The following is an 18,691-nucleotide window of genomic DNA, read 5'->3' as shown; positions in this document are numbered from 1 at the left end:
GCAATCCGTCGCCATTCGACGCGAAGAATGGCACGCAACTTTCGGTTCGTTGAAAGCGCGCCGCGAGCCCCCATCTGAAGATGAATCGTCGATAGGCCTGCCCGGCACGCACCCGCGACGTCTGGCACACTGACGATTCGATTCATGCGCGGTTCGCCCGCGCACTCGCACCCCATTTCAACGCTCCGATGGACGTCACCGCTACCCGCCCTGCCGCCCGTGCGCTCGACGTGTTCCACCCGGCCGTGGCCGCGTGGTTCCGCCGCACGTTTGCCGCGCCGACCGGCGCGCAGGCGCTCGCGTGGCCCCACATCAAAGCCGGCCGGTCGACGCTCGTCGCCGCGCCGACCGGCTCCGGCAAGACGCTCACCGCGTTCCTGTGCGCGCTCGACGATCTGGTGCGCGATGCGCTGGCGCACGACGGCACGCTGCCCGATGCCACGCTGGTCGTCTACGTGTCGCCGCTGAAGGCGCTGTCGAACGACATCCACGTGAACCTCGACGCGCCGCTCGCCGGCATCGCCGAATCGCTCGCGCAACTCGGCCTGCCGGTGCCGGCGATCCGCACCGCGGTGCGTACCGGCGACACCACGCAGGCCGAGCGTGCCGCACTGCGCAAGCGCGCGCCGCACATCCTCGTCACCACGCCCGAATCGCTGTACGTGCTGCTGTCGTCCACCTCCGGGCGGCAAATGCTGTCGAACGTGCGCTCGGTGATCGTCGACGAGATCCATGCGCTCGCGTCGTCCAAGCGCGGCAGCCATCTCGCGCTGTCGCTCGAACGCCTCGACGCGCTGGCCGGCCGCGCGCTGCCGCGCATCGGGCTGTCGGCGACGCAAAAGCCGATCGACGCGGTCGCGCGCTTCCTGGTCGGCGGCCCGGCCGATGCGCCGCGCGACTGTACGATCGTCGACACCGGCCACACGCGCGAGCGCGACCTCGCGCTCGAACTGCCGAACGTGCCGCTCGAACCGGTGATGGCCACCGACGTGTGGGAACAGGTGTACGACCGCATCGCCGGGCTCGCCGCCGCGCATCGCACGACGCTCGTGTTCGTCAACACGCGGCGCACCGCCGAGCGCATGGCGCGCCATCTCGCCGACCGGCTCGGCAAGGATGCGATCGCCGCGCATCACGGCAGCCTGGCCAAGGAACACCGCTTCGATGCCGAGCAACGCCTGAAGCGCGGCGAACTGAAGCTGCTCGTCGCGACCGCGTCGCTTGAACTCGGCATCGACATCGGCGACGTCGATCTCGTCTGCCAGGTCGGCTCGCCGCGCGGCATCGCGCCGTTCCTGCAGCGCGTCGGCCGTTCGGGGCACCACGTCGGCGGCGTGCCGAAGGGGCGCCTCTTCCCGCTGTCGCGCGACGAGCTCGTCGAATGCGCGGCACTGCTCGACTGCGTGCAACGCGGCGAACTCGACGCGTTGCGGATTCCCGAAGCGCCGCTCGACGTGCTCGCGCAGCAGATCGTGGCCGAAGTCGCGTGTGCGGAGTGGCAGGAAGACGCGCTGTACGCGAGCTTCACGCGTGCCGCGCCGTACGCAAGGCTGACACGCGAGCGCTTCGACGAAGTGATGAAGATGCTCGCCGAAGGCTTCACGAGCCGTCGCGGCGTGCGCGGCGCGTACCTGCATCGCGACGTGGTCGGCGGCACCGTGCGCGGGCGCCGCAATGCGATGATGACCGCGACCACGTCGGGCGGCACGATCCCCGACATGGCCGACTACGCGGTCCTGCTCGAACCGCAGGGCATCCAGGTCGGCACCGTCAACGAGGATTTCGCGATCGAAAGCCTGGCCGGCGACGTGTTCCAGCTCGGCAACCAGTCGTACCGGATCATTCGCGTGGAAACGGGCCGCGTGCGCGTCGAGGACGCCCAAGGCCAGTCGCCGAACATTCCGTTCTGGCTCGGCGAGGCACCGGGGCGCAGCGACGAACTGTCGGCGGCGGTCGGCCGGCTGCGCGCGCGGCTCGACGGGCTGTTCGCCGACGGCGACCGGCTGGCCGGCAAAGGCGCCCGCGCCGGTGGGCGCAAGCGTGCGGCCGGCCAGGCCGCGAGCGACGCGAAACCCGATGCGACAGCCGAAGCGGGCACCGCGCTCTCCTCCGCCGAAAGCCGCCTCGCGCCCGCCTTGCGCTGGCTCGTCGACGCGCTCGGCCTGTCGCCGGACGCCGCGCGCCAGATCGTCGACTACCTCGCCCGTGCCCGCGCCGCGCTCGGTGCGCTGCCCACGCAGGACACGCTCGTGATGGAGCGTTTCTTCGACGAATCGGGCGGCACGCAGCTCGTGATCCACTCGCCGTTCGGCAGCCGCATCAATCGCGCCTGGGGGCTCGCGCTGCGCAAGCGCTTCTGCCGCAGCTTCAACTTCGAGCTGCAGGCCGCCGCGACCGACGACGCGATCATCCTGTCGCTGTCGCTCGCGCACAGCTTCGCGCTCGACGACGTGTGGCGCTACCTGCGTTCGGCCAGCGCCGAGCACGTGCTGGTCCAGGCGCTGCTCGACGCGCCGATGTTCGGCGTGCGCTGGCGCTGGAATGCGACGACCGCGCTTGCGCTCCCGCGCTTCACCGGCGGCCGGCGCACCGCGCCGCAACTGCAGCGGATGAAGAGCGAGGACTTGCTCGCGACCGTGTTCCCCGATCAGGTCGCGTGCCTCGAGAACATCGTCGGCGAACGCGAGATTCCGCACCACCCGCTCGTCGACCAGACACTCGACGACTGCCTGCACGATGCAATGGACACCGACGGCTGGCTCGCGCTGCTGCGCCGGATCGAAAGCGGCGCGATCGAGCTCGTCGCGCGCGACCTGCCCGCGCCGTCGCCGCTCGCGGCCGAAATCCTGAACGCGAAGCCCTACGCGTTCCTCGACGACGCGCCGCTCGAGGAGCGCCGCACGCAGGCCGTGCAGTCGCGCCGCTGGAGCGACCCCGAATCGGCCGACGATCTCGGCGCGCTCGACGCCGACGCGATCGACGCGGTGCGCGACGAAGCCTGGCCGCTCGTGCGCGACGTCGATGAAATGCACGATGCGCTGCTCACGCTCGCGTGCATCACCGACGGCGAAGCGCACGCACACGCAGGCTGGCCCGACCTGCTCGCGGCGCTCGCCGAACGCCGCCGCGCGACGAAGCTCGTTACGCCGGGCGGCGCCGTGCTGTGGGTACCGGTCGAGCGGCTCGTGTGCGTGCGCGCGCTGCATCCCGATGCGCGCCCGACGCCGGCGCTCAAGGTACCGGCCGCCTGCGCACAGCCATGGGACGCGGATGCGGCCCTCGTCGACGTGACCCGTGCACGGCTCACGGGCTTCGGGCCGCTCGCGCTCGACGCGATCGCCGCACCGCTCGGCCTGCCGGCTTCGGCGATCGCGACGGCACTCGCTGCGCTGGAGCGCGAAGGCTACGTGATGCGCGGCCGCTTCACGCCCGGCGCGACGACCGACGAATGGTGCGAACGTCATCTGCTTGCGCGCATTCATCGCTATACGGTAAAGCGGCTGCGCCGCGAGATCGAACCGGTCGAACGCGCCGATTTCATGCGCTTCCTGTTCCACTGGCAGCACCTGACACCCGACACGCGCGGCACGGGCCGCGACGCACTCGCGGCCGTGGTCGAACAGCTCGAAGGCTACGAGGCCGCGGCGAGCGCGTGGGAAGACGCGCTGCTGCCCGCGCGGCTGACCGACTACATGGCCGGCGGCCTCGACGAGCTGTGCCGCTCGGGCAAGCTGGTCTGGACACGCATCGGCGCACCCGCACGGGCGGCCGGCACGCCCGTGAAAACGACGCCGATCGTGCTGCTGCCGCGCCGCCATCTTTCCGCCTGGCAGGCGCTGCGCGATCCCGATGCGCAACCGGCGCTGTCGGCACGCGCCACGCAGGTACGCGAGGCACTCGCCGCGCACGGCGCGATGTTCTTCGATGCCTTGCTCGACGACCTGCACATGCTGCCCGTCGAGCTCGAGCAGGCGCTCGGCGAACTCGTGTCGGCCGGCCTCGTGAACGCGGACAGCTACGCCGGCCTGCGCGCGTTGCTGAAACCGGCCGTGAAGCGCGGCGCGACCTATGCACCGCGCACGCGACGCGGCGGCGCGCTGATCGGCGGGATGGACGACGCGGGCCGCTGGGCACTCGTGCAGCGTCACGCGCCGCCGGTCGACGGCCCCACGCCGAAACGCGGGCCGGCCACGACCGATCCCGACGCACTCGAACACATCGTCTGGACGCTGCTGCGCCGTTACGGCGTCGTGTTCTGGCGGCTGCTCGAACGCGAGGCCGACTGGCTGCCGAGCTGGCGCGAACTCGTGCGCGTGCTGCAACGGCTCGAAGCGCGCGGCGAGATTCGCGGCGGACGTTTCGTGGCCGGACTCGCCGGCGAGCAGTTCGCGCTGCCCGATGCCATCCCGATCCTGCGCGAACTCAGGCGGCAACCGGGCGACGGGCAATACGTGTGCGTGACGGGCGCCGACCCGCTGAACCTCGCCGGCACGCTGCTGCCCGGCGACAAGGTGCCGGCGCTGGCCGGCAATCGCGTGCTGTTCCGCGACGGCGTGCCCATCGCGTCGCTCGTGTCGGGCACGTTCCACTATGCGCCCGACCTGTCGCCCGGCGCGCGCGAGGACGCGCGCCTGCGGCTCGCGCGCCACTGCTGACATCGGCTGACACGCACGTCACACGGACTACTGATCGCCGCGCCGCATTGCCGCGATCGTTCCGGTAGCATCGAGCGACTGACCGCGCGGGCTTTGCGCGCGATCACCCGCACACAACAAGCCTTCCGGAGACTGCCGCTCATGTCGTCGCATGCCGATTCGCCCGCCGCTCGTCACGCGGGCTCATTGACCATTTTCCAGGGCGCCGCGCTGTATATCGGCGCCGTGCTCGGCACGGGCGTGATCGCGCTGCCCGCGCTTGCCGCGGAGGTCGCGGGCCCGGCCTCACTGCTTGCATGGGCCGCACTCGTCGTGCTGTCGGGGCCGCTTGCGGCCACCTTCGCCGCGCTCGGCGCACGTTATCCCGATTCCGGCGGTGTCTCGACCTACGCACGGCGCGCATTCGGCCCGAAAGCCGCGGCCATCGTCGGCTGGTGCTTCTATTTCGCGGTGCCGGCCGGCGCACCGGCCGCCGCGATGTTCGGCGGCGCCTACGTCGCGGCCGTCACGGGCGGCGGGCACACGACGATCATCGTCACGGCCGCGGCGCTGATCGCGACCGTGTCGGCCGCGAACGCCTTCGGCGTCACCGTATCGGGCCGCATGCAACTCGTGCTGTCGGCGCTGCTCGTCACGCTGCTGCTCGCCGCGGTGCTGGCGTCCGCGCCGCATGCGCGCTCCGCGAACCTGCAGCCGTTCGCCCCGCACGGCTGGCTCGCGGTCGGCCAGGCCGCCGCGCTGCTGGTATGGAGCTTCGCAGGCTGGGAAGCGATCACGCATCTCGCGGCCGAATTCCGCCGGCCCGCGCACGACATGCCGCGCTCGGCCGGTATCGCGGTCGTGGTCGTCGGGTTCCTGTACCTGTCGGTCGCCGCCGCGAGCGTGATGGTGCTCGGGCCGTCGGCCGGCGCATCAGGGGCGCCGCTCGCCGAGCTGATCGCGGGCGGTATCGGCGGCCACGCGCAGGTGCTGGCGGCGGCCGCCGCGCTGCTGCTCACGCTCGGCACGATGAACGCGTATTTCGCGGGCGCGGCCAAGCTCGGCGCGGCGCTCGGACGCGACGGCGCATTGCCCGCTTGGCTCGCGCAGGGCAGCCAGGTCGGCGGCGTGCCGCGCCGCAGCCTCGGCGTGATCGCCTTGCTTGCAGCCGTCGCGCTGGCCGCGACGACGCTCTCGGACGTCGGCCCCAAGCCGCTCGTGCTCGTCACGTCCGGATGTTTCGTGATGGTGTACGGGCTTGGCGCCGCGGCCGCGTTGAAGTTGTTGCCGCGCGGCGGGATCGCGTACCGCTGCGCGTGGGTTTCGCTGGTCGCGGTCGCCGGGTTGTTCCTCACGACCGGATGGTATTTCCTGTGCCCGCTGCTGCTCGCGGGCGCTGCGCTGCTTTATCTGCAGGTGACCGCGTCACGCAAATGACCCGGGGCAAGCGGGCCGACGCGTGCCCGCTTGTGGCCAGCCGCCTGTGACGGGCGCCGTCCCGAACGCCGGGCGCGACGACTTCACGCCGGTCAGGCCGGCACCAGCGTGAAACTGAGCCGCTTGCCGAGTGCGGCGGCCGCGCTCGCGAGCGTCGCCAGCGTGAGGCTCGTGTCGGATTCGTCGAGCAGCCGGTTGAGCGCGGCGCGACTGGTTTTCATCCGCGCCGCCATCGCGGTTTTCGTGATGTGCTGCGCCTTCATTTCCTCGCCGATCTGCCACGCGATCACGCGCTTGATCGCGGTCGCGGTGGCCGCCTCGAGATTGCCTTCCGCCTCGAGGAAGGCGTCGAAATCGCTGCCGATATACGGGTTGTTCGTGGTCGTCATGTCGTACTCCAGTGCAGGGCGTTGCCGGCTGCCCGACCGTCGGGGCGAGGCATTCCGGCGCAACCGGGGAATTCAGGTGGCGTGCGCCAGCGCTTTCAGGCGCGCGACGGTGACGGCGAGATCGTCCGGCGGCGTGGCCCGCGACTGCTTGAAGAAGCCGTGCAACAGGACCATCGTGCCGCCGGAGACCGTGAACAGCACGCGGACACTCCGCCCCGGCAGCATCACCCGGATCTCCCACAGATCCTTCGCCATCTTCCGGACCAGCGGCATGCCGAGCGGCCAGCCGAGCTGCACGGTCTTGATCTCCTCGCCGATCGCCCTTCGCTCCGCTTGCCCGAGCGCGTTGAGCCATTCGCGCACCGGCTCGTTGCCACGGGCCGTGCGGAAGAACCGCACGCCGAGCGTGACCTGGATCTGCTGTCTCGCCATCGTCTTGTCGCCGATCGTACCAAAAAAGGTACGATATGCCAAGCACCATGTGGTTCGCTACTGGCCGAATGGCCGATCCGGCCGCGGGAAAACGGATCGCATCGCACGGCCCGTGCAGCCCGACGGATCAACCGTCGCGGCGGGCCGGTTTGCGCGCGGGACGTGGCGCGCGGTGCGCGCCCGCCTCGCCGAACCGCGACCGCGCGATGTCGCGCACCGCGTCGATCAGCGTTCGCGCAACCGGCGACGGCTGCGCATCGGTACGCAGCACGAGCCCGACCGGCTCGTCGGTGCCCGCGGACGGCAGCGGCAGGCGCGCCAGCGCACCGGCCGACAGGTCGTATTCGGCTGCATAGAGCGGCACGAACCAGACTGCGTCGTTCTCGAGCGCCAGCGCGCGGGCGACCGATACCGACAGCACCTCGATGAACGAATCCAGCGGCGGTGCGCCGCATGCGCCGAGCAGTTGCTCGGCCGACTGCCGGATCAGCGTGCCGAACGGCGGCAGCACGACCGGATAGCGTGCGAGTTCGGCAGCGGGCGCCGCGCTCGCGAGCAGCGGATGCCCGGCCCGCACCACCGCGACGAGCGGCTCGTTGTACAACTGCTCGAACGCGAGCCCGATCATCCGCTCCGGCTCCGACAGGCGCCCGATCGCGCACTCGATCGCGCCGGATTTCAGGCGCTCGAGCAGATCGGCGTTCGCGGCCGTCGCGATCCGCACGACGACGCGCGGCCAGCGTGCGGCCAGCGCCTTCATCAGCGCGGGCGCGAGCGAGGCCGCGACGGTCGGCAGCATGCCGATTTCGAGCGTCGCCGCGGCGGCCCCGCCCTCGCGCGCGAGCAGCCCGACGCCTTGCCGCAATGCCAGCACGCAGGCGTTCGCGTGCGGCATGAACAACCGCGCTTCGCGGGTCGGCTGTGCACCCTGCCGGCCGCGTTCGAACAGCTTCACGCCGAGGATCGCCTCCAGTTCGGCGATCGTCTTCGACACGGCCGGCTGCGTGATCGACAGGCTTTCGGCGGCCTTCTGCACGCCGCCCAACTGCGCGACCGCGAGAAAACACTGCAGGTGCCGGAACTTGACGCGGCCGTCGGCGATACGATTATTCATAACGGGCGGTTATGCAGATGACGATGAAATGCCATTTTGCATAACTTTCCGGATAGCCCCAAGCACTCGGCGCGATATCACGTGCCGCGTCGCAGCGCGTGGAACCCCGCCGGCTCCCAGATCCGCTTCGCGATCAGCAGGCCCGTGCCATGCTTCTGCCCGAGCGGCGCGGACGACGATTCCGCATGCAGCGCGGCCGCCTTGTTGCGCAGCCGGCGCAACTCCAGTTCGAGCTCCGCGGCGGCGGCCTCGGTCAGCATCCCTTGCGAGAACGTCATCGTCTCGCCGGCGCCGTCGAAGCGGCTGTCGAGAAAATCGCCGAGCGCATGCGCATGGAAGTACCGGCGGATCGGCCCGCCCGGCAGCCAGTCGAAGTCGCGCGCGACGCGCACGCGAATCCGGTCGCCCGGCAGCAGCGCGACGACGTTCATCCGGTCGAGCATCAGCAGGTATTTCACGCACTCGGCCTTCGTCACCTGATAGGCCGACACGATGTCCTGCACGGTCCAGTAGTTGATCGCGCAGACGGCCACGAGCAGCAGTTTCTCGTCCGACACGAGCAGCGCCTCCTGCTGTTCGGTCAGCACGTGCAGCCGCGGCGCCGATACCGACGCCTCCTGCACGAGCTCGGCCAACGTATAGCCGAGCAGTTGCGCGATCTCCGCCAGACGCTCCAGCGTGAACCGGCCGCTGGCGAACAGCCGTTTCACGCTCGTCTCGGAGACGTCGAGCGCCCGCGCGACGTCGCGGTAGGTCATGCCCTGCGCCTTCAACTGGCGCTTCAGCGTGTCGATGAGTTGGGCGGTTTCGGTCATTTTGGTATCGAAAAATGATGCTTCAGGTCGAATATTAGGCTACTCGCACAGGCAAATTAACACTTATCGTTACTTGTCCGCATAATCCGCTCCGTCCTGTCACTCGACGACGAAGCCGAAATGACCACCCGAACCGAAACCGCCGCGTACCCACCGCATGACACAGCCCCGCGCGAGGCACGCGACACCGATCGCACGTTGCCGCTTGCGACCGTCCGCACGCTGGCCGCCGGCGCGCATGTCGGCGATCTCGTATTCATCCGCGTGCCGGCAAGGGCGCCGAGCGACGCGGCAGGCACGACGGCTTCGGCGGGTGCGTGGACCAACCGCTTCGGCATCGTCGTCGATACGTCGGGCGACGAACCGGTGATCGCCGAATCCGCTGCATTGGCGTGGACGAAGCTCACGCCGCTGTCGCGCTTCGTCGCCCATACCGAAGGCGGGCGCATCGCGCTGGCGCGCCGTATCGCGGCGCCGTCGGCCGACGCTCAGCGCCAGACGCACGCGATGGCCGAACAGCGCATCGACGCACTGCTCGGCCATCGCTTCAACCCGCGGGTGCGGCGCGGATTCTGCGCGCAATACGTATTCGACGTGCTGGGTGCCGAGCGGACCGCGACGCCGGCCGCGCTGTTGCGCAGCGACGCGCTGTCGCTCGAATTCGACGGGATCGTGTTCGATCCCGCCCGCCGCTGACAACGGGCGCGCTCAGGGAGACCGCATAACGACAAGAACAAACGACAAAAAATAGCGACGGGCTGGCTGGAGGGCCGTGCACGGGGTCGTCATCGACGACGCGAAGCCCGATCGCTTTCATCCGCCGGACAGGCATCCTGTCCGGCGGATTTTTCATGGGCGTGTCGAACATAACGAATGGTTATGCGTCCGACGAAAAAAGGTCATTTTGCATAACTTTCCGGATTGGCTAAAGTCATGCCATCCACTTTGCGAAAAACCTAACAGGAGACGCCCGATGGATTCCCCCACGATCCTCACGCCGCGCGACTGGCCGTCGCATCCGGCCTATGTCCACCCCGAGTACCGCTCGTCGGTGAAGCGCGGCCCGACCCGCCCGCTGATCCCGCTGAAAGAGAAGCTGCGCGACCAGTACGCGCCCGTCTACGGCGCCGAGGATCTCGGCGCGCTCGACCACGACCTGACGAAGAACGCCGTGAAGAACGGCGAGCCGCTCGGTGAGCGCATGGTCGTCACGGGCCGCGTGCTCGATGAAGGCGGCAAGCCCGTGCGCAACACGCTCGTCGAGGTGTGGCAGGCGAACGCGGCCGGCCGCTACGTGCATAAGGTCGACCAGCACGACGCGCCGCTCGACCCGAACTTCCTCGGCGCCGGCCGCTGCCTGACCGACGACGAAGGCCGCTACCGCTTCCTGACGATCAAGCCCGGCGCGTATCCGTGGGGCAACCATCCGAACGCGTGGCGCCCGAATCACATCCACTTCTCGCTGTTCGGCGATTACTTCGGCTCGCGTCTCGTCACGCAGATGTACTTCCCCGGCGATCCGCTGCTCGCGTACGACCCGATCTTCCAGGGCACGCCCGAGGCCGCGCGCGATCGCCTGATCTCGCGCTTCTCGATGGACATCACCGAAGAAGGCTATGCGCTCGGCTACGAATTCGACATCGTGCTGCGCGGCCGCGACGCCACCCCGATGGAGCGCTGAACCATGACGACGCTGAAGCAAACCCCTTCGCAGACGGTCGGCCCGTACTTCGCGTACGGCCTGTGCCCGCAGCAATACGACTATGACCTGAAGAGCCTGTTCACGCCGACGATCGCCGCGGCGCACGCCGAAGGCGAGCACGTGCTGCTGGTCGGCCAGGTGTTCGACGGCGACGGCAACGTCGTCGGCGACGCGGTGCTCGAATTCACGCAGGTGGACAGCGCGGGCCGCTACCCGGCCTCGCGCGCCGACATCGCGGCCTCCGGCTTCACGGGTTTCGCGCGGGTCGGCACGGGCACCGACGCGCAACAACGCTTCGTCGTCGAGACGGTGAAGCCGGGCCGCATCGCCGCCGACGAGGCACCGCACATCAACGTGACCGTGATGATGCGCGGGATCCTCACCCATGCGTTCACGCGCGTGTACTTCGACGACGAAGCCGCGGCGAACGCCACCGACCCCGTGCTGAACGCGGTGCCGGCCGAGCGCCGCGCGACGCTCGTCGCGAAACGCGACGCGCAACCGGGCCGTCCGGTCGTCTACCGCTTCGACATCCGCATGCAGGGGCCTGACGAAACGGTGTTCTTCGACGTTTGACGCTTGCGCCGGCACACGCCGGCGTCGCACGCAACCGCCCGCCGCGTGGCGCGATACCGACAGGCATCGCATCACGCGGCGTTTTTCATGCGCCGTCGCCATCATTCGATGATGCGTCGCATCGTGGCGCGTGGCGGCCGCGAATGCCTGTTGGCCGTGGCGTCTTGCCCCGACTTCAAACGCGTGATCGAAACGCATGCTGCGACCGCACATGGATCGTCGAACCAACGGGATATCGTTTGCGCGTTATGCGGCGTATCCTTCGTTATCTGCAACGAGCAACAAGGATTAAATCTGAAGAGGCAACAATTACACAGGTAATGCGCGAAACGGCCCAACGGGTTGTTCGCGCATTTTTTTCTGACCGAGTGCCTTTAAACGCGTCCGACCGAATTTGGCGGGCGCGTATTTTTTTGCGGTTGCGGCCGGCTAGCGCCGAATCTCCAGATACCGGCTCGGCGTATCGCCGAGGATGCGGCGGAACGCCGACGTGAACGCGCTTGCGCTCGCATACCCGAGATCGAGCGCGACGCGCGTCACCGGCTGCCCGTCGGTCAGGCGGGCAATCGCCGCGAGCATGCACACCTGCTGGCGCCACGCGGCAAAACTCACGCCCGTCTGCGCGCGGAACTGACGCGTGAACGTCCGCCGGCTCACGCCCGCGTCGGCCGCGACCTGGTCGAGATCGGCCGCGATCGACGGCGACGCGAACAGGTGCCGGCACACTTTCGCGAGCCTTGCATCGGACGGCAGCGGCGCATGCAGCGACAGGCGCGGCATCGTCGCGATTTCCGCGACCAGCAGGTCCATCAGCTTGCCGGCACGCCCGTCGACGTCGTACAGGGCCGGCAGGTCGATCGCGTCGTCGATCAGTTGCCGCAGCAGCGGCGACACGCCATAGACGCCGCACTGCCCGGGCAAACCGGCCGCCTGCGCGGCATCGGCGGACACGAACGTGTTGAGCATCGTGACCGGCCCGGTCATCGTCATTTCGTGCCGCACGCCGGCCGGCACCCAGCACGCGCGCTGCGGCGGTACCAGCCAGCGCCCGTGCGGCGTCGACACGCTGATCGTGCCGCGCGACGCGAACGCGAATTGCCCGCGCCCATGCGCGTGCTCCGGAAACGTCGTGCCGGCCGCATAGTCGTTGGCGGTCACGACCACGCTCCGCGGAAGGTGTTCGTAGGGATCTAGCAGCGTATTTCTCACGGCCCGAATTCCATCATCAATGACCCGATATCGAAGGCGGGTCGCCTTCGATCGATCTACGATCCGCTCCACCGTTGCGCGGCCTCCCGGCCGCAAGACCCGTCGGCCTGATCGGCCGGATTGCAACCTCATCGGAGCGGACATGCCGAATACGTTTCATCGCGTGGGGGACGGCCCCCACCCTGTTCTCGTGCTGCACGGCTGGTTCGGCGACGCCCGCGCATTCGACCCCGTCGAAGCGTGGCTGTCGCGCGAGCATTTCAGTTATGTCTTCATGGACTACCGAGGCTACGGGCGCATGCGCGACGCATGCGGCGACTATACGATCGACGAAATCGCCGCCGACACGCTCGCGCTCGCCGACGCGCTCGGCTTCCCGACCTTCAGCCTCGTCGGCCATTCGATGGGCGGCATGGCGATCGAGAAGATCGCCGCCATCGCGCCCGACCGGGTGCGCGCGCTGGTGCCGATCGCGCCCGTGCCGTGCGGCGGCCTGCCGTTCGACACCGCACGACGCGCGTTATTCGAGCGCGCCGCCGACCACGTCGCCGATCGCCGAACCATCATCGACCGCAGCACCGGCGGCCGCCTGCCCGCCGCCTGGGTCGAGTGGAAAGCCGCGTATTCGGCAGCCTGTTCGTCGGCGCAGGCTTTCGGCGCGTACTTCCGTGCGTGGGCCGATACGGATTTCAGCAGCGAGATCGCCGGTACGCATCCGGTCAAAGTGCTGATCGGCGAACACGATCCGGCGTTCGACGCGGCGCTGATGGCCCGCACCTACCTGCGGCGCTATCCGCTCGCGACCGTCGACGTGCTGCGCAACGCGGGCCACTATCCGATGAACGAGACGCCGCTCGCGCTGGTCGCGGCGATGGAAGCGTTCCTGCTCGCCGCGACGGCCCGCCCCGCCGTCGTCGACTGACCGGCCGCACGCACGCGGCATCGTGGCGGCGCGCATCACCGCAGCATGAACGACATGGCCGACAGGCTGTTCAGCGTGCGCACCACGTGCTCGACCGACGGCCCGTCGAAGCGCAGCGTCACCGCATCGACGCGCTCGAGCGACGGCAGCACGCCGAACAGGTCGGCCTGCGCGGCCGTCTGCACGCGCAGCGTGCAAGCAGCCGGCGCGGGCCGATGGGCACCCGCGTGCCACCCCGCCGACAGCGCGTGCGCGACCGTCTCGCGCGCGGCGGCCGCGATCCGCGCACACGACGCGGAGGGCGTGAGCGTATCACCGCTCGATGCGCCGCCGGCCGTCTTGACCGTCTCGAAACGGGCATCCGGAAACAGCGGCTGCGTTTCCCCGGCGAACACGTCGTCGCCCGTGGCGAGCGCGATGCGCGCGCCATATTCGTGCGCCAGCGCACCGTACAGCCCGGCTTCGCCGAGCTCGACGCCGTTCAGCCACACCTGCGTGAACGCGAAGCTGTTGATCGTGTGCGCAAGCACGCCGCGCGTCTGCGACTTCGAGTGATAGCCGATCATGAACACGAGGTCGGGCTGCTGTTCCAGGCCCGCCATCATCCCGAGCATGCGCGGCTTGCCAAGCACGACGCGGGCGCGCGCATCGAGCCCGTCGGGCAGCAGGTTGCGATAGCCGCCGTGCGAATCGTTGACCCACACGGCCTGCGCGCCGCCCGCGAACGCGCCTTCGATCGCCGCGTTCGCCTCGGCGGTCATCCAGCGGCGCGCGCGTTCGTACTCCGGATTACCCGCGCGCGTCTGCTCGACGGCGAATACGCCGGCGACACCCTCGATGTCGGTCGAAATCAGGATCTTCATGACTGGATCGGATGCCCTTCGTTATTTTCGTTGAACAAGCGGTCGAGATCGGGCACCGCGTCACGCAGCGATTGCCGCACGTGCCCGTCGCGCCCGGCGACCGTCACGGCCTGCAGCAACGCGTCGGCGATCGCGTGCTCGACGCTTTCGGCCGCGGCCATGAACAGCGGATCGAGCGCCGCATCGGCCACGAGGGCCGGCAACGCGATCGTCGTTGTGTCGTGCGCGATCGTGCAGGCCGTCGAGAATGCAAGCGCGATATCGCCGCTGCCGTGGCCGTAGACGGAACCGGTACGCGCCAGCCCCGCGCCTGCGCGGCGCGCGAGGCGCGACAACTGCCGCGCGTCGAGCGGCGCATCGGTGGCCAGCAACAGGATGATCGAGCCCTGCTCGGGCGGCGCCGCATGCGCGGCTTCGGCCGCACGCCGTTGCGCGACGACGCGCCCGAGCGGCACGCCGCCGAGCGTCAGCATCGGCAGTCGGCCGAAATTCGCGAGCACGAGCGCACCGACCGTGTAGGGCCGGCCAGCCGCGAACGCCACGCGTGATGCGGAGCCGATCCCGCCCTTCAGGTCGAAACACGACATCCCGCGCCCGGCCCCCACCGCACCGCGTGCGACGTCGCGGGAGGCCGTGCGGCACGCGTCGTCGTAATGCGCGGCCGTGACCGCGAATGCCTGGATATCGTTCAGGTAACCGTCGTTGCACTCGAACACGAGCGGATTGACGGTCGACCAGTCGCGGCCGATCCGCGGATTCGCGGCGATCGCCGCACGGATCTGCGCCTGGGCCACCGCGCCGACGCCGAACGTATTGGTCAGCGCGATCGGCGTCTCGAGCGTGCCGAGTTCGCCGACCTGCACGAGCCCGACGCTCTTGCCGAATCCGTTGATCACGGCGGCCCCCGCCGGCACCTTGCTGCGGTACACGTCGCCCGGATGCGGCTTCACGACGGTCACGCCTGTCTGCACGTCCCCGGCATCGAGCGTGCAATGGCCGACCGTCACGCCCGGCACGTCGGCGATCGTGCCGCGCCGCCCGGCCGGCAACGTGGCACTCCACATCGGCGCCACCCGCATCAGCGGCGCTCCAGCTTCGGATCGAGCGCGTCGCGCAGCCCGTCGCCGAGCAGGTTGAACGCAAGGACGGTCAGGAAGATCGCGAGACTCGGAAAAATGGCGATGTGCGGCGCCGTCACCATGTCCGCGCGCGCCTCGTTGAGCATCGCGCCCCACTCCGGCGTCGGCGGCTGCGCGCCGAGCCCGAGGAACGACAGGCTCGCGGCCGTGATGATCGACGTGCCGATCCGCATCGTGAAGTAGACGACGACCGACGACACGGTGCCCGGCAGGATGTGCCGCACGATGATCGTCCAGTCCGACGCGCCGATGCTGCGCGCGGCCTCGACGTAGGTCATGTGCTTGAGCATCAGCGTGTTGCCGCGCACGAGCCGCGCGAACGCCGGGATGCTGAAGATCGCGACCGCGCAGATCACGTTGACCATCCCGTTGCCGAGGATCGCCACCACGCCGATCGCGAGCAGGATGCCCGGGAACGCGAACAGCACGTCGGCGATACGCATCGTGATGCGGTCCCACCAGCCTTCGTAGTAGCCGGCGAGCAGCCCGAAGAATGTGCCGATCACCGCGCCGAGCGCAACGGAGAAGAAGCCGGCCGCGAGCGAGATGCGGGTGCCCGTGACGATCCGGCTGAAGATGTCGCGGCCGAGCGAATCGACGCCGAACCAGTGCACGGCCGACGGCCCCGCGTTCAGCGCGTCGTAGTCGAAATAGTTCTCCGGGTCGAACGGCACGATGTGCGGGCCGACGAACGCCAGCACGACGAGCGCGAGCACGAAGCCGCCCGCGACGAGCGCGACGGTCTGCTTGCGGAACTTGCGCCAGAATTCGCGCCACGGCGTGCGGATCGCGCTCGATGCGGCCGGCGCCGCGGTCTGGACAGTCGCGTTCATGCGCGCCTCACTTGAACCGGATGGTCGGGTTGATGACCGCGTACAGCACGTCGACGGTCAGGTTGATCAGGATGAATTCGAGCGAGAACAGCAGCACGATCGCCTGGATCACCGGGTAGTCGCGCATCGTCACCGCATCGACGAGCAGGCGGCCGAGGCCCGGCCAGTTGAACACGACCTCGACGACGATCGAGCCGCCGAGCAGGAAGCCGAACTGCAGCCCCATCATCGTGACGACCGGGATCATCGCGTTGCGCAGGCAGTGCTTGAGCACGACCATCGGCTCGTGCACACCCTTCGCTCGCGCGGTGCGCACGAAGTCCTCGTTCAGCACCTCGACGAACGACGCGCGCGTGAAGCGCGCCATCACGGCCGCGACCGCCGCGCCGAGCGTCAGCGACGGCAGCACGTAGCTCTTCCACGAGCCGTCCGGCACGACCGGCAGCCAGCCGAGCTTCACCGAGAAGACTTCCATCAGCAGCATGCCGAGCGCGAACGCCGGAAACGAAATACCCGACACCGCGATCGTCATGCCGAGACGGTCGGGCCAGCGATTGCGCCAGACCGCCGACGCAATCCCGATCGCCATGCCGAACAGCGTCGACCACACCATGCTGACGAGCGTCAGCATCAGCGTCGGCATGAAACGTTCGCCGATCTCGGTCGAGACCGGCCGCTTGCTGCGCGTCGACGTGCCGAAATCGCCGTGCGCGATCTTCGCGAAGAAATTCACGAATTGCGCGGGCAGCGGCCGGTCGAGCCCGAGATCGGCACGCACGAGCGCGACCGTCGCGTCGTCGGCTTCGGGGCCGGCCGCGAGCCGCGCCGGGTCGCCCGGCAGCAGGTGCACGAACAGGAACACCAGCACCGCGACGATCGCGAGCGTGGGCAGCAGGCCGAACAGGCGTTTGACGAGGAAATTCAGCATGGGGCACCGATCGAATCAGCGCACCGGCGGCTTGCGCCGCCGGCACCGCGTGGCGGGCAAGCCGCCGTCATTTCACCGAGATTTCGTCGAAGTTGAACGAACCGTCCGGCATCACGTACATGCCGTGCAATCGCTTGTTGCGCGCATAGACGATCTTCTCCTGCACCAGGAAAATCCACGGCGCGTCGGTCCACACCTGCTTCTGCGCGTCGGCGTAAAGCGCGGCCTTCTTCGCACGGTCGGTCGTCTCCAGCGCCTTCGCGAGATCGTCGTCGACGGCGCTGCTCTTGTAGTACGCGGTGTTGTAGAGCTTCGGCGGCGCCGATGCCGACGCGAGCAGCGGCGTCAGTGCCCAGTTCGCTTCGCCCGTCGATGCCGACCAGCCGCTGTAGTACATCCGCACCGGCGCGGCTGCCGGATCCTGCGCGCTCTCGACCTTCGCGACCCGCTCGCCGGCCTCGAGTGCCTGCACGCGCACCTTCACGCCGACCTGCGCAAGCTGCTGCTGGACGAACTGGATCAGCTTCTGCGCCGTCGAATGGTTGTACGCGGACCAGAGCGTCGATTCGAATCCGTCCGGATAACCGGCTTCCTTCAGCAACGCACGCGCCTTCGCCGGGTCGTACGGCCAGGGCCCGAGCTTCGTCCCATATTCGACGCCCATCGGCACCACGCCGGTCTGAGGCGTCGCGTAGCCGGCGAACACGACCTTCGCGAGCGCTTCCTTGTTGACCGCGTAGTTCAGCGCTTCACGCACCTTCGGGTTGTCGAACGGCTTCTGCTGCGTGTTCAGCGAGATGTAGCGCTGGATAATCGACGGCGACTCGATCAGCTCGATCTTCGGGTTGCTCTTGAGGTCGCTCGCCTGCTCGAACGGAATCGTGAACGCGAAATCCGCCTCGCCCGTCTTGATCAGTGCGGCGCGCGTGTTGTTGTCGACCACCGGTTTCCAGTCGATGGTGTCGACCTTCGGATAACCCTTCTTCCAGTAGCCGGCGAATTTCTTCACCTTCATGTCGTCGGTCTGCTTCCATTCGACGAATTCGAACGGCCCGGTGCCGACCGGATGCAGCGACACGTCGCGCCCCCACTTCTTCAGCGCGGCCGGCGAGATCATCACCGCCGACGGGTGCGCGAGCGTATTGATGAACGCCGAGAACGGCTCGCGCAACGTGAACCGCACCGTGGTCGGATCGACCACCTCGGTCTTTTCGATCACGCGGAACAGGCCGTAACGCTTCAGCTTGTTCGCCGGGTCGGTCACGCGATCGAAGTTCGCCTTCACCGCGGCCGCGTTGAAGTCGGTGCCGTCGTGGAATTTCACGCCCTCGCGCAGCTTGACCGTGTACACCTTCGCGTCCGGCGACGCCGTGTAGCTGGTCGCCAGGACGTTGACGAGCTTCATGTTTCGGTCGAAACCGAACAGCCCCTCGTAGAACGACTTGACGACGGCCTGCGACACGGTATCGTTCGCGTCGTACGGGTCCATCGTCGTGAACGTCGAGTACACGGCGACCACGACATTCTGCTGCGCGAACGCGGGCACCGCGACCGACAGCGCGAGCGCGCCGGCCCCCGCCGCGAACAGCGCGCGCGGACGGAACATCGGGAACGAATACGGCTTGTTCATCTTGCTGGGCTCCTGTGGATGATTCGGTAACGCGTGGTGGAAATCGCGGCGTGACTGCACCCGCTCGG

At 68.8% G+C, this 18,691-nt stretch carries 16 protein-coding genes; 6 read left to right on the top strand and 10 right to left on the bottom strand.

Translation table 11 applies throughout. The features are described 5' to 3' along the window. Positions 1-188 precede the first annotated feature (188 nt). Together WJ12_RS26385 and WJ12_RS26380 are read left to right on the top strand one after the other, a co-directional pair. Positions 189-4,655: a DEAD/DEAH box helicase gene (locus WJ12_RS26385; protein WP_059556436.1), complete on the top strand. Its 4,467-nt coding sequence runs from the start codon at positions 189-191 to the stop codon at positions 4,653-4,655. Between the two features lie 141 nt (positions 4,656-4,796). Beyond that, positions 4,797-6,071, top strand: coding sequence for an APC family permease (locus WJ12_RS26380; protein ID WP_034191580.1), 1,275 nt, complete (start codon positions 4,797-4,799; stop codon positions 6,069-6,071). 92 nt (positions 6,072-6,163) lie between these two features. Here WJ12_RS26380 and WJ12_RS26375 read toward each other — a convergent pair whose 3' ends face one another. The 4 genes from WJ12_RS26375 to WJ12_RS26360 form a co-directional block, all read right to left on the bottom strand. Then, positions 6,164-6,460, bottom strand: a complete 297-nt coding sequence (locus WJ12_RS26375; RefSeq protein ID WP_059556435.1) for an XRE family transcriptional regulator — start codon at positions 6,458-6,460, stop codon at positions 6,164-6,166. Between the two features lie 72 nt (positions 6,461-6,532). Continuing rightward, positions 6,533-6,892 carry a type II toxin-antitoxin system RelE/ParE family toxin gene (locus tag WJ12_RS26370; RefSeq protein ID WP_049033345.1) on the bottom strand — a complete coding sequence of 120 codons (360 nt, stop codon included), beginning with the start codon at positions 6,890-6,892 and terminating at the stop codon, positions 6,533-6,535. A 127-nt stretch (positions 6,893-7,019) separates the two neighbouring features. Beyond that, on the bottom strand, positions 7,020-8,006 hold the full coding sequence (gene pcaQ, locus WJ12_RS26365) for a pca operon transcription factor PcaQ (protein WP_059556434.1): 987 nt from the start codon (positions 8,004-8,006) through the stop codon (positions 7,020-7,022). 77 nt (positions 8,007-8,083) lie between these two features. Continuing rightward, positions 8,084-8,821: a helix-turn-helix domain-containing protein gene (locus tag WJ12_RS26360; protein ID WP_034191583.1), complete on the bottom strand. Its 738-nt coding sequence runs from the start codon at positions 8,819-8,821 to the stop codon at positions 8,084-8,086. Positions 8,822-8,941: 120 nt separating this feature from the next. On the opposite strand from WJ12_RS26360, the gene WJ12_RS26355 reads away from it, so the two are divergent. From WJ12_RS26355 to pcaG, 3 genes are all read left to right on the top strand, one after another. Then, on the top strand, positions 8,942-9,517 hold the full coding sequence (locus tag WJ12_RS26355) for a YiiX/YebB-like N1pC/P60 family cysteine hydrolase (RefSeq protein WP_034191584.1): 576 nt from the start codon (positions 8,942-8,944) through the stop codon (positions 9,515-9,517). Between the two features lie 277 nt (positions 9,518-9,794). Next, complete coding sequence (pcaH, locus tag WJ12_RS26350; protein WP_006489685.1) at positions 9,795-10,502, top strand: protocatechuate 3,4-dioxygenase subunit beta; 708 nt, start codon at positions 9,795-9,797, stop codon at positions 10,500-10,502. 3 nt (positions 10,503-10,505) lie between these two features. After that, complete coding sequence (pcaG, locus tag WJ12_RS26345) at positions 10,506-11,099, top strand: protocatechuate 3,4-dioxygenase subunit alpha (protein ID WP_034191585.1); 594 nt, start codon at positions 10,506-10,508, stop codon at positions 11,097-11,099. A 429-nt stretch (positions 11,100-11,528) separates the two neighbouring features. Here the strand turns inward: pcaG and WJ12_RS26340 are convergent, their stop codons facing one another. Next, positions 11,529-12,308: an AraC family transcriptional regulator gene (locus WJ12_RS26340; protein ID WP_034191586.1), complete on the bottom strand. Its 780-nt coding sequence runs from the start codon at positions 12,306-12,308 to the stop codon at positions 11,529-11,531. 142 nt (positions 12,309-12,450) lie between these two features. On the opposite strand from WJ12_RS26340, the gene WJ12_RS26335 reads away from it, so the two are divergent. After that, the gene (locus WJ12_RS26335; protein WP_059556433.1) at positions 12,451-13,230 is read left to right on the top strand and encodes an alpha/beta fold hydrolase; all 780 of its coding nucleotides are present in this window, start codon (positions 12,451-12,453) and stop codon (positions 13,228-13,230) included. A gap of 35 nt (positions 13,231-13,265) precedes the next feature. Here WJ12_RS26335 and WJ12_RS26330 read toward each other — a convergent pair whose 3' ends face one another. The 5 genes from WJ12_RS26330 to gsiB form a co-directional block, all read right to left on the bottom strand. Further along, positions 13,266-14,093: a M55 family metallopeptidase gene (locus tag WJ12_RS26330; RefSeq protein WP_059556432.1), complete on the bottom strand. Its 828-nt coding sequence runs from the start codon at positions 14,091-14,093 to the stop codon at positions 13,266-13,268. Beyond that, the gene (locus tag WJ12_RS26325) at positions 14,090-15,172 is read right to left on the bottom strand and encodes a DmpA family aminopeptidase (protein ID WP_059556431.1); all 1,083 of its coding nucleotides are present in this window, start codon (positions 15,170-15,172) and stop codon (positions 14,090-14,092) included. Before WJ12_RS26325 ends, WJ12_RS26330 begins: the two co-directional genes overlap by 4 nt. Continuing rightward, positions 15,172-16,065 carry a glutathione ABC transporter permease GsiD gene (gsiD, locus tag WJ12_RS26320; protein WP_034191590.1) on the bottom strand — a complete coding sequence of 298 codons (894 nt, stop codon included), beginning with the start codon at positions 16,063-16,065 and terminating at the stop codon, positions 15,172-15,174. Before gsiD ends, WJ12_RS26325 begins: the two co-directional genes overlap by 1 nt. A 7-nt stretch (positions 16,066-16,072) precedes the next feature. Continuing rightward, positions 16,073-16,993, bottom strand: a complete 921-nt coding sequence (gene gsiC, locus WJ12_RS26315; RefSeq protein ID WP_034191591.1) for a glutathione ABC transporter permease GsiC — start codon at positions 16,991-16,993, stop codon at positions 16,073-16,075. Between the two features lie 67 nt (positions 16,994-17,060). Beyond that, entirely contained in the window at positions 17,061-18,623 is a 1,563-nt protein-coding gene (gene gsiB / locus WJ12_RS26310) for a glutathione ABC transporter substrate-binding protein GsiB (RefSeq protein WP_034191592.1), read from the bottom strand. Positions 18,624-18,691: the final 68 nt, after the last annotated feature.

The organism is Burkholderia seminalis, assembly GCF_001718535.1.
In the GTDB taxonomy this organism is placed as follows: domain Bacteria; phylum Pseudomonadota; class Gammaproteobacteria; order Burkholderiales; family Burkholderiaceae; genus Burkholderia; species Burkholderia seminalis.
This window is presented reverse-complemented; position numbering and strand designations above follow the sequence as displayed.

What these genes read in the sequence shown, in the direction of transcription:
- WJ12_RS26335 (WP_059556433.1), top strand. Translation starts at nt 12,451, where the DNA reads ATGCCGAATACGTTTCATCGCGTGGGGGACGGCCCCCACCCTGTTCTC.
- WJ12_RS26385 (WP_059556436.1), top strand. Translation starts at nt 189, where the DNA reads ATGGACGTCACCGCTACCCGCCCTGCCGCCCGTGCGCTCGACGTGTTC.
- WJ12_RS26360 (WP_034191583.1), bottom strand. Translation starts at nt 8,821, where the DNA reads ATGACCGAAACCGCCCAACTCATCGACACGCTGAAGCGCCAGTTGAAG.
- pcaG (WP_034191585.1), top strand. Translation starts at nt 10,506, where the DNA reads ATGACGACGCTGAAGCAAACCCCTTCGCAGACGGTCGGCCCGTACTTC.
- WJ12_RS26380 (WP_034191580.1), top strand. Translation starts at nt 4,797, where the DNA reads ATGTCGTCGCATGCCGATTCGCCCGCCGCTCGTCACGCGGGCTCATTG.
- WJ12_RS26330 (WP_059556432.1), bottom strand. Translation starts at nt 14,093, where the DNA reads ATGAAGATCCTGATTTCGACCGACATCGAGGGTGTCGCCGGCGTATTC.
- pcaH (WP_006489685.1), top strand. Translation starts at nt 9,795, where the DNA reads ATGGATTCCCCCACGATCCTCACGCCGCGCGACTGGCCGTCGCATCCG.
- WJ12_RS26375 (WP_059556435.1), bottom strand. Translation starts at nt 6,460, where the DNA reads ATGACGACCACGAACAACCCGTATATCGGCAGCGATTTCGACGCCTTC.
- WJ12_RS26325 (WP_059556431.1), bottom strand. Translation starts at nt 15,172, where the DNA reads ATGCGGGTGGCGCCGATGTGGAGTGCCACGTTGCCGGCCGGGCGGCGC.
- pcaQ (WP_059556434.1), bottom strand. Translation starts at nt 8,006, where the DNA reads ATGAATAATCGTATCGCCGACGGCCGCGTCAAGTTCCGGCACCTGCAG.
- gsiD (WP_034191590.1), bottom strand. Translation starts at nt 16,065, where the DNA reads ATGAACGCGACTGTCCAGACCGCGGCGCCGGCCGCATCGAGCGCGATC.
- WJ12_RS26355 (WP_034191584.1), top strand. Translation starts at nt 8,942, where the DNA reads ATGACCACCCGAACCGAAACCGCCGCGTACCCACCGCATGACACAGCC.
- gsiC (WP_034191591.1), bottom strand. Translation starts at nt 16,993, where the DNA reads ATGCTGAATTTCCTCGTCAAACGCCTGTTCGGCCTGCTGCCCACGCTC.
- WJ12_RS26370 (WP_049033345.1), bottom strand. Translation starts at nt 6,892, where the DNA reads ATGGCGAGACAGCAGATCCAGGTCACGCTCGGCGTGCGGTTCTTCCGC.
- gsiB (WP_034191592.1), bottom strand. Translation starts at nt 18,623, where the DNA reads ATGAACAAGCCGTATTCGTTCCCGATGTTCCGTCCGCGCGCGCTGTTC.